Annotated in this window: 10 protein-coding genes; 1 reads left to right on the forward strand and 9 read right to left on the reverse strand. The window is 70.6% G+C overall.

The window, feature by feature from the left end:
* Positions 1-154: 154 nt before the first annotated feature.
* The 3 genes from glmS to IEZ04_RS12535 form a co-directional block, all read right to left on the reverse strand.
* Positions 155-1,972, reverse strand: coding sequence for a glutamine--fructose-6-phosphate transaminase (isomerizing) (gene glmS, locus IEZ04_RS12525; RefSeq protein ID WP_189216868.1), 1,818 nt, complete (start codon positions 1,970-1,972; stop codon positions 155-157).
* 37 nt (positions 1,973-2,009) lie between these two features.
* Positions 2,010-2,267, reverse strand: a complete 258-nt coding sequence (locus tag IEZ04_RS12530; RefSeq protein ID WP_189216869.1) for a hypothetical protein — start codon at positions 2,265-2,267, stop codon at positions 2,010-2,012.
* 109 nt (positions 2,268-2,376) lie between these two features.
* The gene (locus tag IEZ04_RS12535) at positions 2,377-3,273 is read right to left on the reverse strand and encodes a DUF4429 domain-containing protein (RefSeq protein ID WP_189216870.1); all 897 of its coding nucleotides are present in this window, start codon (positions 3,271-3,273) and stop codon (positions 2,377-2,379) included.
* A gap of 54 nt (positions 3,274-3,327) precedes the next feature.
* Between IEZ04_RS12535 and IEZ04_RS12540 the strand changes: the two genes are divergently transcribed.
* The gene (locus IEZ04_RS12540) at positions 3,328-4,983 is read left to right on the forward strand and encodes a beta-N-acetylhexosaminidase (RefSeq protein ID WP_189216871.1); all 1,656 of its coding nucleotides are present in this window, start codon (positions 3,328-3,330) and stop codon (positions 4,981-4,983) included.
* A gap of 94 nt (positions 4,984-5,077) precedes the next feature.
* Here IEZ04_RS12540 and IEZ04_RS12545 read toward each other — a convergent pair whose 3' ends face one another.
* The 6 genes from IEZ04_RS12545 to IEZ04_RS12570 all read right to left on the reverse strand — a co-directional run bounded on the left by IEZ04_RS12545 (position 5,078) and on the right by IEZ04_RS12570 (position 12,514).
* Entirely contained in the window at positions 5,078-6,859 is a 1,782-nt protein-coding gene (locus IEZ04_RS12545; RefSeq protein ID WP_189216872.1) for an IucA/IucC family protein, read from the reverse strand.
* Positions 6,856-7,404 (reverse strand): GNAT family N-acetyltransferase, encoded by a 549-nt coding sequence (locus IEZ04_RS12550; protein ID WP_189216873.1) that lies wholly within the window; start codon positions 7,402-7,404, stop codon positions 6,856-6,858. Before IEZ04_RS12550 ends, IEZ04_RS12545 begins: the two co-directional genes overlap by 4 nt.
* The gene (locus tag IEZ04_RS12555; RefSeq protein ID WP_189216874.1) at positions 7,401-8,702 is read right to left on the reverse strand and encodes a lysine N(6)-hydroxylase/L-ornithine N(5)-oxygenase family protein; all 1,302 of its coding nucleotides are present in this window, start codon (positions 8,700-8,702) and stop codon (positions 7,401-7,403) included. Before IEZ04_RS12555 ends, IEZ04_RS12550 begins: the two co-directional genes overlap by 4 nt.
* Positions 8,686-10,128: a lysine decarboxylase DesA gene (desA, locus tag IEZ04_RS12560; RefSeq protein ID WP_189216875.1), complete on the reverse strand. Its 1,443-nt coding sequence runs from the start codon at positions 10,126-10,128 to the stop codon at positions 8,686-8,688. Before desA ends, IEZ04_RS12555 begins: the two co-directional genes overlap by 17 nt.
* Positions 10,129-10,299: 171 nt before the next feature.
* Complete coding sequence (locus IEZ04_RS12565) at positions 10,300-11,157, reverse strand: siderophore-interacting protein (RefSeq protein WP_189216876.1); 858 nt, start codon at positions 11,155-11,157, stop codon at positions 10,300-10,302.
* Between the two features lie 196 nt (positions 11,158-11,353).
* Positions 11,354-12,514, reverse strand: a complete 1,161-nt coding sequence (locus tag IEZ04_RS12570) for an acyl-CoA dehydrogenase family protein (protein WP_189216877.1) — start codon at positions 12,512-12,514, stop codon at positions 11,354-11,356.

Raw genomic sequence — 12,514 nt, forward strand, 5'->3', positions numbered from 1 at the left:
GCCGGGGAGTGACGGCCACCGGCTGAGGCACCCCCGGCGGGCCGGGGCATTGGGCGGTCCCGGTCCCACACGGAACGACCCCCTGTGCGGGTGGCACACAGGGGGTCGTTCCCATCCGTCCGCGAGGCGCGTCGCGCGGGCCGGCGCGGGAGTCCTACTCCACCGTCACCGACTTGGCGAGGTTGCGCGGCTTGTCGATGTCCCGGCCCAGCGCCAGCGCCGTGTGGTAGGCGAGGAGCTGCAGCGGGATGCCCATGAGGATCGGGTCGAGCTCGTCCTCGTTCTTCGGGACGACGATCGTCCGGTCGGCCTTCTCCTGCTCCTGGTGGGCCACCGCGAGGATCCTGCCGCTGCGGGCCTTGATCTCCTCCAGGGCCGCGCGGTTCTTCTCCAGCAGGTCGTCGTCCGGGACGATCGCCACCGTCGGCAGGGCGGGCTCGATCAGCGCCAGCGGGCCGTGCTTGAGCTCGGAGGCCGGGTAGGCCTCGGCGTGGATGTAGGAGACCTCCTTCAGCTTCAGCGAGGCCTCGCGGGCCACCGGGTAGCCCCGGACCCGGCCGATGAAGAGCATCGAGCGGGCCTCGGCGTACTCCGCGGCCAGCTCCTTGATCTGCTCCTCCTGCTTCAGCATCTCGTCGATCTGCGCGGGCAGCTTGCGCAGGCCCTCGATGATCCGCTTGCCGTCGGAGACCGACAGGTCACGGGTGCGGCCGAGGTGCAGCGCCAGCAGCGCGAAGGCGACCGTGGTGTTGGTGAAGCACTTGGTGGAGACGACGCAGACCTCGGGTCCGGCGTGCACGTACATGCCGCCGTCGGCCTCGCGGGCGATCGCCGAGCCGACCACGTTGACGATGCCGAGGACCCGGGCGCCCTTGCGCTTGAGCTCCTGCACGGCGGCCAGCACGTCGTACGTCTCACCGGACTGGGAGACCGCGACGTACAGGGTGTCGGGGTCGACGACGGCGTTGCGGTAGCGGAACTCGGAGGCCGGCTCGGCGTCGGCGGGGATGCGCGCCAGCTCCTCGATCATCTGGGCGCCGATCATGCCCGCGTGGTACGAGGTGCCGCAGCCGAGGATCTTCACCCGGCGGATCCGGCGGGCCTCGCGGGCGTCCAGGTTGAGGCCGCCCAGGTGCACGGTGGAGAAGCGGTCGTCGATGCGGCCGCGCAGCACGCGGTCCACCGCCTCGGCCTGCTCGTGGATCTCCTTGTGCATGTAGGTGTCGTGGCCGCCCATGTCGTACGAGGCGGCCTCCCACTCCACGGTGGTCGGCTCGGACGTCGTGCGGGTGCCCTCGGTGGTGTACGTGCGGAAGTCGTCCGCCTTGAGGGTGGCCATCTCGCCGTCGTCGAGGGTCACTATCTGCCGGGTGTGGGTGACCAGGGCGGCGATGTCCGAGGCGACGAACATCTCCTTCTCGCCGATGCCGAGGACGACCGGGGAGCCGTTGCGGGCCACCACGATGCGCTCGGGGAAGTCGGCGTGCAGCACGGCGATGCCGTACGTGCCCTCGACCAGGCGCACCGCCTCGCGGACCTTGTCCTCCAGCTTCTCGGCCCGGGAGCGGGCGATGAGGTGGGTGAGGACCTCGGTGTCGGTCTCGGAGAGGAAGGTGACGCCCTCCGCCTCCAGCTTCCTCCGCAGCTCGGAGGCGTTGTCGATGATGCCGTTGTGGACGACGGCGACCTTGTTGTCCGCCGACATGTGCGGGTGGGCGTTCACGTCGGAGGGGGCGCCGTGGGTGGCCCAGCGGGTGTGGGCGATGCCGGTGGTGCCCTTGAAGCGCGCGGGGACCTTCGCCTCCAGGTCACGGACGCGGCCCTTGGCCTTGACCATCTTCAGCCCGGACGACTTGGGGGTGGTGACGACGATGCCCGCGGAGTCGTAGCCGCGGTACTCCAGCCGCTGCAGACCCTCCAGTAGCAGGGGCGCCACATCGCGCTTGCCGATGTAACCGACGATTCCGCACATATCGTTCTTTCCTTGTCTCCCCGTAGGGGCCCGGTCCTCAGCCGTAGACGATGCGGCGCAGCTGCCGGAGGGTGAGCTCCGGCGGTGCGACCGCGCGGTACGTGAGGTCCGTCCCGATCCGTTCGAAGATCTCCGCGTTCACCAGGCCCTGGGCCTGGAGCTCGCGGTGGCGTCGGCGGACGAACTCCTCGGTCGTCTCGTCGAAGTAGGCGAGCACGTCCTGGACCACGCGCGCCGCCTCGCCCCGGCTGAGGGGCGTGGACCGCGTCAGGTGATCAACGAGTTCGTCGTGCACTCGATGATCCTGAGGTACCAGGGGGCCGTTTCGCAAGAAATCTGCCCGATATCGGGCAGGCGGGCGAGGGAGGGGAGGCGGAGGGGTGGTGGAGGACCGGTGTGCGGTGTCACATGCGCTTGAGGACCGCCTGCTTGGCCAGGGTGAACTCCTCGTCCGTCAGTACGCCCGACTTGTGCAGTTCGCCCAGTTCGCGAAGTCGGCGCAGCAGGGCGTCGTGGTCGTCCTCGGGGGCCGGTGCGGGCGGGGGCGGCGGGAGGGGCTTGCGGTCCCGGGGCGGCACGGGCACGGGCGCGGGGGCCGGTGCCGCCGGGTGCGGGAGCCGCGCCTGGACCGCCGCCGCGACCAGGGCCATCAGCGGGTCCTTCTTGAAGCCCCACAGCTCCACGGAGTTGGGGTCGTACTTCGGCGGGGCCTTGGTGGGCGCGTTGCGCACGGAGAAGCGCAGGTGGCCGTTGTCCAGGCCGACCGCCGGCTGCCACTCCACGGCCTGGATGTCGCCGAGCGCGAGGGTGCGGGCACCGGCGGCGGCCTTCGCGTCCTCCGTCTTCCAGTTCCACTCCAGCCGTACGTGCTCGCCGTCGAAGCTCGCCGTGCCGTCCCCGGCGGAGACGGAGAGCGGGACGGCGGGCCCCGGCAGCAGGTACGCGTCGACGGCGTCGGCGGGGACCTGGTCGAGGAAGAGGGCGCCGCGGATCTCGTCCACGACGTACTCGGCGACGCCGTACCGGTCCGACTCGACGATGAGCTGGTAGGGGTCGTTGCCCTCGGTGAGCCGGCCCCCGGTCGCCTGCAGCAGCGGATCGGCGCCGTCCCGCAGCCGCAGCCGCAGCCGGCCCGACTTCCTGCCCTGCTCGAACGAGACGCCCGCCAACGCTCCCAGCGGCACGGTCAGTTCACCCAGCGTCTTGCGCAGCAGGCTCACGTTCTTGTCGCGGCCCGGGGTGATCCGCAGCGCGTCACCGTCGAAGGCCCATGTGCCGTCCCGCTGGATGATTTCCGCCATGGGGGTGATTCTCCCATCGGTGCTGCGGGAGAGTGGTCTATACCCATTCGGGGGATGGGTGACGCCCAGAAGGACGTACAGGAGGGAGCGCAGGTGAAACAGCACCGCAGAACGACTCGCCTTCTCGGGACGCTGCTGCTCGTGGCGGCGTCCGGGGTCTTGGCCGTCGGCGCGGCACCCCCGGTGCCCGCGGCGCCGGACCGCGCGGACACCACTTCGCTGGACCGGGTGATCCCGGCCCCCGCCTCCGTGACGGCGGGCGGCGCGCCGTACCGCATCACCGGGGACACCCGCATCCAGGTGGACGACTCGTGGGAGGTGCGCCGGATCGGCGGCTACCTCGCGGACGTCCTGCGGCCCTCGACCGGCTACCGGCTGCCCGTGACGGACCGCCGGGACCGGGACGGCGGCGCCATCCGGCTGACCCTGCGCGGCGGGGACGCCTCCCTCGGTGACGAGGGCTACCGCCTCGACAGCGGCCGGCGCGGGGTGACCATCTCGGCGCGCGAACCCGCCGGGCTGTTCCACGGGGTGCAGACCCTGCGCCAGCTGTTACCCGCGGCCGTCGAGGAGGACTCCCGGCAGCCGGGCCCGTGGCTCGTCGCGGGCGGCACCATCGAGGACACCCCGCGCTACGCCTGGCGCGCCGCGATGCTCGACGTCTCCCGGCACTTCTTCTCCGTGGACGAGGTCAAGCGGTACATCGACCAGCTCGCCCTCTACAAGCTCAACAAGCTGCACCTGCACCTCAGCGACGACCAGGGCTGGCGCATCGCGATCGACTCCTGGCCGAGGCTCGCCGCGTACGGCGGCTCGACGGAGGTCGGCGGCGGCCCGGGCGGCCACTACACCAAGGACGACTACCGGGAGATCGTGCGGTACGCGGCCGCCCGCCACCTGGAGGTCGTCCCCGAGATCGACATGCCCGGCCACACCAACGCGGCCCTCGCCTCGTACCCGGAACTGAACTGCGACGGCGTGGCACCCCCGCTGTACACCGGCACCGAGGTCGGCTTCAGCTCGCTGTGCGTCGGCAAGGAGGTCACGTACGACTTCGTGGACGACGTGGTCCGGGAGCTGGCCGCGCTCACGCCGGGCCGCTACCTGCACATCGGCGGCGACGAGGCGCACTCCACCAGCCACGGGGACTACGTGGCGTTCATGGACCGGGTGCAGCCGGTCGTCGCGAAGTACGGGAAGACCGTGATCGGCTGGCACCAGCTCGCCGGGGCGGGGCCCGCGCCCGGCGCGCTCGTGCAGTACTGGGGGACGGACCGCGCGACCGTGGAGGAGAAGGAGCAGGTCGCGGCGGCGGCACGGAACGGCACGGGGGTGATCGTCTCGCCCGCCGACCGGTCCTACCTCGACATGAAGTACGACGAGGACACTCCGCTCGGCCTGGACTGGGCCGGTCTCGTCGACGTGCGGCGGTCGTACGACTGGGACCCGGGCAGCTATCTGCCGGGCGTTCCGGCGTCGGCCGTCCGGGGGGTCGAGGCGCCGCTGTGGACCGAGACGCTCGACGACTCGCGGGACCTCGAGTACATGGCGTTCCCGCGGCTCGCGGGCGTGGCCGAGCTGGGCTGGTCGCCGGCGTCCACGCACGGCTGGGACGCCTACCGGGAGCGGCTCGCGGCACAGGGCCCGCGCTGGGACGCGCTGGGCATCGGCTACCACCGGGCGCCGGACGTGCCCTGGCCCGACCGGTGACCGTACGGCACGGACGCGTTCCCGGATGACGGCGGGCACCTCGGAGGACCGTACTCCGAGGTGCCCGCCCGTTCCGTGGCCGCGGCCCCGGGTCCTACAGCCCCGCGATCGGGTTCTTCAGGTTCCCGACGAGCTGGAGGGCGCCCGACGGGTCCGCCAGGTCGACCATCTGCTTGTTGTTGCGCAGCTGGAGCCGGTTCAGGCAGGACAGGGCGAACTCCGGGGCGAACATGTCGTACTGCTCGAACCGGTGGGCCAGCTCCGGTGCCGCCTCCTGGTAGTCGCGGACGGACCGCGCGACCGTGCGCCAGAAGGTCTCCTCCTCCATGACGCCGTCGGCGGCGAGGTTCGAGGCGAGGAAGCGGAAGAAGCAGTCGAAGACGTCGGTGAAGATCGACAGCAGCTTCTTGTCCTCGGGGACGTCGACCCGGATGCGGGCGACCTCGGGCGGGAGCACCGCGTCCGGGTCCATCACCGCGATCTCCTCGGCGATGTCCTTGTAGACCGCGCGCTCCACGGCGCCGTTCTTCAGTACGAGGATGACGTTCTCGCCGTGCGGCATGTAGACGAGGTCGTACGCGTAGAAGCTGTGCAGCAGCGGCACGAAGTACGCCCGCAGGTAGCGGGAGAGCCACTCCTCGGGGGTGAGCCCGGAGCGCTCGATCAGCGCGGCCGCGAAGGAGCGGCCCTCGTGATCGACGTGGAGCAGGGACGCCATGGTGGCGAGCGACTCGCCGTCCTGGAGCGAGGGCACCGGGCTCTCGCGCCACAGCGCGGCCAGCATCTTGCGGTACGGGGAGTGCTTGTCCGTGGCGGCCTCGTACTCCAGGTGCCGGTAGCCGACCGCGGCGCGCTCGCGGATGACGGACAGGCCCGTCGACTTCAGCACCGGGTCGCCCTCGATCAGCTGGGCGAGCCAGTCGTTGATCGCCGGGGTGGCCTCCATGTAGGAGGCGGACAGTCCGCGCATGAAGCCCATGTTGAGCACCGAGAGCGCCGTCTTGACGTAGTGCTTCGCGGGGTGCGAGGTGTTGAAGAAGGTGCGTATCGACTGCTGGGCCAGGTACTCGTCGTCGCCCTCGCCCAGCAGGACCAGGTTGCGGCGGGCGACCTCGGCGGCGAAGGTGACCGTGAGTTTGTTCCACCACTGCCAGGGGTGGACCGGGATGAACAGGTAGTCGGCCGGGTCGAGGTCCTGCTCGCGCAGGACGGCGTGGAAGCGGTCGACGGTCTCCGCGCCCAGCTCGTCGCGGAGGAACGTCTCGTACTCGATGCCCACGCCGGCGGTGAACGCGGCCCGGGAGCGGTGCGCCGCCAGCCAGACCAGCCTGACCGGGTTCGCGGCCTCGGGGGCGTACGCGCGGTACTCGCCGATGTCGAAGCCGAGCCGTCCGTTGTTCGCGACGAAGCACGGGTGGCCCTCGGTCATCCCGGTCTCGATGGCCTGGAAGCCGCTCGCCGCCAGCTCGGCGACCGGGACCTGGGGCTTGGTGAGCTTGTAGCAGGTGCCCGAGAGGGTGGAGGAGATCTCCTCCAGGTAGACGGGCAGGATCTCGTCGCTCAGGCCGAGCGACTCCTTCAGCTCGATGAAGAAGTCCAGGGCCGCGAGGGGGAGTTCGGTGCCGTCGCGGTGCCGGGTGATGGAGTCCGCGTCGACCTGCCAGTGGTCCAGGGCGCGCCGGACGGCGGTGAAGGCGTACTCGATGCGGCCGTCGTCGCTGCGGACGAGGTACCGGTTCTCCCGTTCCTCGCCCAGGGGCTCCGGGGTGATCAGCCGCTCGTGCGTGAACTCGGCGAGCGCCTTGCGGATCAGCAGGCGGTTGGCCCGCGCCCAGCGGTCGGGAGACAGGTGCGCCACGGCGTCGGACAGGGTCATACGGCCACTCCTCGGGCGGCGAGGAAGTCCTCGCGGGTGCAGAAGCTGAGCAGCGCGCGCTTCTCCGGCTTGTCGATCTCGCGCGCGGGCACGAAGCCGACGGCCTCGTTGAGCGCGTGCACCGCTTTGTTGCGTACATCGGGTTCGACGACGACCCGCCGGGTCCGCGGGTCGGCGAAGAGTTCGTCCATCACCGCGGTGATGACCGCCTTGGTGAACCCGTGGACGGGGGTGTCGGTCGGCGCCACCAGGAAGTGCATGCCGACGTCGCCCGGCTCGGGCTCGTACAGACCGGCCAGCTCGCGCTGGGCCGGGTCGTACCGCTCCATCAGGAAGGCGGGCTCGCCGTCGTGCAGGCCGAGGTACGCGTGGTGGTGCTCGTCGGCGGCGATCTCCATGTAGGCCCGCTCGACGTCCTCCAGTTTCGCGTTCTGCATCATCCAGAACGCCGACTTGGGGTGGGTCACCCAGTCGTGCAGCAGCTCGGCGTCCTTCGTGGGGTCCAAGGGGCGGAACGTGAACGTGCCTATACCGGTGGCGCTCATACGGCGAACTCCTGGAACGCGATCGTCTTCTCCACGGGGTAGTACTCGGTGCCGAGCAGCTCGCGGATGATGCAGCTGTTGCGGTAGGGGCCCATGCCCAGGTCGGGCGAGGTGACCGAGTGGGTGTGGACGCCCGCGTTCTGGAGGAAGATCCCCCGGCCCGTCACGTCGACGGCGTAGTTGCGGGCCACGTCGAAGCGGCCGTGGCCGTCGAGGCGCAGGCGGTCGCGGACGGGCTCCAGGAAGGCCGGCCGCCGGTAGTGGTAGCCGGTCGCGAGGACCAGGCCCTCGGTGGTGATCTCGAAGTCCTTGCCCTGCTCGTCCTGGCGGAAGCCCAGGTGGTAGACGCCGTCCTCGTACCGGGCGGTGTTCAGCGTCGAGTTGCTGAGCAGCCGGGTGGGGACCGGACGGCCGCCGCTCTCGACGTTCTTCTGGTAGAGCAGGTCGAAGATCGAGTCGATGAGGTCCGAGTTGATGCCCTTGTACAGGCCTTTCTGCTCCTTCTCCAGCCGGTAGCGGGTCTCCTCGGGCAGCGCGCGGAAGTAGTCGATGTAGTCCGGGGACGTCATCTCCAGCGTCAGCTTGGTGTACTCGAGGGGGAAGAAGCGCGGGGAGCGCGTCACCCAGTTCAGCTGGTAGCCGTGCGTGTCGATCTCGGCGAGCAGTTCGTGGTAGATCTCCGCGGCGCTCTGGCCGCTGCCCACGATCGTGATCGACTTCTTCGTCTGCAGCTCCGCCTTGCGGTCCGTGTACCGCGCGTTGTGGAAGAAGTCGCCGCCCAGGTCCCGGCAGGCCTCGGGGATGTACGGGACCGTGCCGGTGCCGAGGACGAGGTGGCGGGCGCGGTAGGTGTCGCCGGCCTCCGTGCGGACGGTGTACAGCTCGTCCGCCGCGTCGTGGGTGACCTCGGTGACCGTCGTGTCGAAGCGGATGCTGCCCAGTTTCGACGCGGCCCAGCGGCAGTAGTCGTCGTACTCGACGCGCAGCGGGTAGAAGTTCTCGCGGATGTAGAACGAGTACAGCCGCCCGCGCTCCTTGAGGTAGTTGAGGAAGGAGTACGGGGACGTCGGGTCGGCGAGTGTCACCAGGTCCGACATGAACGGGGTCTGGAGGTGGGCGCCGTCGAGGAACATGCCCCGGTGCCACTCGAAGTCCGGCTTGGACTCCAGGAACACCCCGTCGAGCTCGGCGATCGGCTCGGTGAGGCAGGCCAGCCCGAGGTTGAAGGGGCCGAGGCCGATGCCCACGAAGTCGTGGACGCCGCTCACGGGTGCGGTGCGTTCAGGAAGCGCGGTCAAGGGAGTCTCCCAGGTACTGCTCGGCGTGGCCGGCGATGAGGTCGAGGACGGCCGCGATGTCGTCGGCCGTGGTCTCGGGGTTGAGCAGGGTGAACTTCAGGTAGTGGCGGCCGCCCACCTTGGTGCCCGCGACCACCGCGTCACCGGAGGCGAACAGCGCCTTGCGGGCGTACAGGTTGGCGCGGTCGATCTCGGCCGGGTCGGTGACGGCCTCGGGTATGTAGCGGAAGACGAGCGTGGAGATGCTCGGCTCGACCACCACGTCGAAGCGCGGGTCGGCGGCGAGCAGCTTCCAGCCCTCCTCCGCCAGGTCGCACACCTCGTCGAAGAGCCGGCCGATGCCGTCGGCGCCCATCGTGCGCAGTGTCACCCACAGTTTCAGCGCGTCGAAGCGGCGGGTGGTCTGCAGGGACTTGTCGACCTGGTTGGGGATGCGCTCCTGCACCATGCGGCGCGGGTTGAGGTAGTCCGCGTGGTAGGTGGCGTGGCGCAGCGTGGCGGCGTCGCGGACCAGCACGGCGGAGGAACTGACCGGCTGGAAGAAGGACTTGTGGTAGTCGACGGTCACCGAGTCGGCGCGCTCGATGCCCTTGAGGAGGTGGCGGCGCGCCGGCGAGACGAGCAGCCCGCAGCCGTAGGCCGCGTCCACGTGCATCCACGTCCCGGACCGGGCGCACAGCTCGGCGATCTCGGGGAGCGGGTCGATGGAGCCGAAGTCGGTGGTGCCGGCGGTGGCGACGACGGCCATGGGGACGAGGCCGTCCCGGTGGCAGCGTTCCAGCTCGCGGGCGAGGGCGACCGTCTGCATCCGCTTGTTCTGGTCGACCGGTACGGAGATCACCGCGTCGGGGGCGAGGCCCAGCAGTTTCGCGGACTTCTTCACGCTGAAGTGGCTGACCTCGGAGGCGAAGACGCGCAGTTTCGCGAGGTCACCGCTTTTGGCCTCCTCCCGGGCCAGCAGCAGTGCCTGGAGGTTGGACTGGGTGCCGCCGGAGGTGAACACGCCGTCGGCGGCCGGGCCGAGGCCGATGCGCCCGGCGGTCCAGTCGACGAGCCGGCGCTCGATGAGGGTGCCGCCCGCCGACTGGTCCCAGGTGTCCACGGAGGAGTTCACGGCGGAGAGGATCGCCTCGCCGAGGATTGCCGGGATGACGACGGGGCAGTTGAGATGAGCGAGGTAACGGGGGTGGTGGAAGTAGATCGCGTCCCGGAGGTAGACGTCCTCCAGCTCGTCCAGGACCGCGGTGGTGTCGTTGAGGGGGCGGTCGAGGTCGATCTGCTCGATGCGGGGGGCGAGGGCGTCGACGGTGACACCGGTGAACGGCCGGTCGGTGGTGGCGAGTTTGGCCGCCACCCGCTCCACGCCTTCGGTCACGGAGCGGCGGTACTGCTCCGCGGTCGTGTCATTGAGCAGGTGCGAGCGCATGGTGGGGGTCCTCCGGGTGGGAGACAGTCCGTGCGGGACGGGGTGGGGACGAAGTCGCGCGGCTTCAACTTAGGCAAGCCTAACCTAACGTTACGTCGCCGAAACGCGCCCCATCCGTGACCGCCGTCACGTCGCTCCCGTGCGTCTCGCGGTCACGCGGCCCGGGCGCGCTCACTCACCCCGTGCGCGCAGCTGCTCCTCCGTCAGGCCCTCGCGCCAGTACCCGACGAAGGTCACGGCCCGCCTGTCGACGCAGCGCTCACGCACGAGATGGCGGCGCAGCTCCTTGACCCGCCCCGCCTCACCGGCGATCCAGGCGTACGGGCGCTCCGCGTACGGAAGCCGGGCGTCGCGGATCTCGTCGAGCGCCGCGGGGGCGCCGGCGGCGCGCACCAGCCAGGTGATCTCGACGTCCGCCGCGGTGGTCAGCTCCTGGATGTCCTCCGCGTGCTGCACCTCCAGCCACACGCGGGCACGCAGGCCCGGCGGCAGGGACTCCAGGATCGCGGAGGCGGCGGGCAGGGCCGTCTCGTCGCCCCACATGAGCACCAGGTCGGTGCCCTCCGGCGGGCGGAACCGGATCGCCCGGTTGTCGGCGACCGCGGGGCCGATCAGCGCGACGCGGTCGCCGGGGGCGGCCGTGGCCGCCCAGCGGGAGGCGGGGCCGGCGGGGGCGCCCGCCCCCGGCCCGACCCCGTGCAGCACGAAGTCGATGTCGATCTCGGCGGTGTCGCCGTCCGCGTCCCGGCGCAGCGCCCGCAGCGTGTACGAGCGCATCACGGCCCGTACGTCCTCGGGGAGTTCGCGCCAGGCCTGCCACCACTGGTCCCCGTACTCCATCGGCACGACGGGCTCGGGCTGTCCCGGGTGCGGCAGGAACAGCGACAGGGACTGGTCCCGGCCGTCGGAGTGGAAGCCGAGCAGGTCGGGGCCGGCGAAGGTGACGCGGACGAGGGACGGGCCGAGCCGCTCCGTCCGGGTGACCTGCAGGGAGAAGAAGCGGAACGGGGTGACTACGGCCGTGGTCATCTGTGGTCCTGGGTGGAGGTCGGAGGAGGGGGCGGGGCGGTGAAGGACGGCAATGGAAACGAAGGTTAGCCTAACCTTTCCATGGCTCGGAAGGGCATGAAAACGGACCCGGGGGCGCCGTGGTGCCGCCCCCGGGTCCTGTCTCCCGCGGCCCGGATCCGAGGGGCCGCCCCGGTGGCCGTGCGGGGAGGGCGTCTCAGCCCGCCAGCCCCATCTCCCGGGCGATCAGCATCCGCTGCACCTCGCTCGTGCCCTCGCCGATCTCCAGGATCTTGCTGTCGCGCCACATGCGGGCCACCGGGTACTCGTTCATGAAGCCGTAGCCGCCGTGGATCTGGGTGGCGTCACGGGCGTTGTCCACCGCGACGGTGCTGGAGTACAGCTTGGCGAGCGCCGCCTCCTTCTTGAAGGGCTCCCCGGCGACCAGCCGGAAGGCCGCGTCCCGCCACGCCAGGCGGGCCGTGTGCGCCTTCATCTCCATGTCGGCGATCTTGAACTGGATGGCCTGGTTGGACCCGATCGGGCGGCCGAAGGCGTGCCGCTCCTTCGCGTACTTGACCGACTCGTCCACACAGCCCTGGGCCAGGCCCGTGGCGAGTGCCGAGATCGCTATACGGCCCTCGTCGAGGATGCGGAGGAACTGCGCGTAGCCCCGGCCCTCCTTGCCCAGCAGGTTCTCCGCCGGGACCCGCACGTCCGAGAAGGTGAGCTCACGGGTGTCCGAGGCGTTCCAGCCGACCTTCGAGTAGGGGGCCGCGACCGTGAAGCCGGGCGTACCCGAGGGGACGATGATCGAGGAGATCAGCGGCTTGCCCTCCGGGGAACGGCCCGTCACCGCCGTCACCGTCACCAGGCCCGTGATGTCCGTGCCGGAGTTGGTGATGAAGCACTTGGTGCCGTTGATCACCCATTCGTTCGTCGACTCGTCCAGCCGGGCCGTGGTGCGGGTCGCGCCCGCGTCCGAGCCCCCGTCCGCCTCCGTCAGGCCGAACGCGCCCAGGATCTCGCCCGTGCACAGGCGCGGCAGCCAGGTGCGCTTCTGCGCCTCCGTGCCGAAGAGGTAGATCGGCATCGCGCCCAGCGAGACCCCCGCCTCCAGCGTGATCGCCACCGAGGAGTCCACGCGGGCCAGCTCCTCCAGCACGATGCCCAGCGCCAGGTAGTCGCCGCCCATGCCGCCGTACTCCTCCGGGAACGGCAGCCCGAACAGGCCCATGCGGCCCATCTCCCTGACGATCTCGTACGGGAACTCGTGGCGCTCGTAGAGGGCGCCGATCCGGGGGGCTATCACGTCGTGGGCGAACCGCTCCACAGTGCGGCGCAGTTCCTGCAGTTCCGGGGTGAGGTTGTGATCCAT

Source organism: Streptomyces ruber (assembly GCF_014648075.1).
GTDB lineage: Bacteria > Actinomycetota > Actinomycetes > Streptomycetales > Streptomycetaceae > Streptomyces > Streptomyces ruber.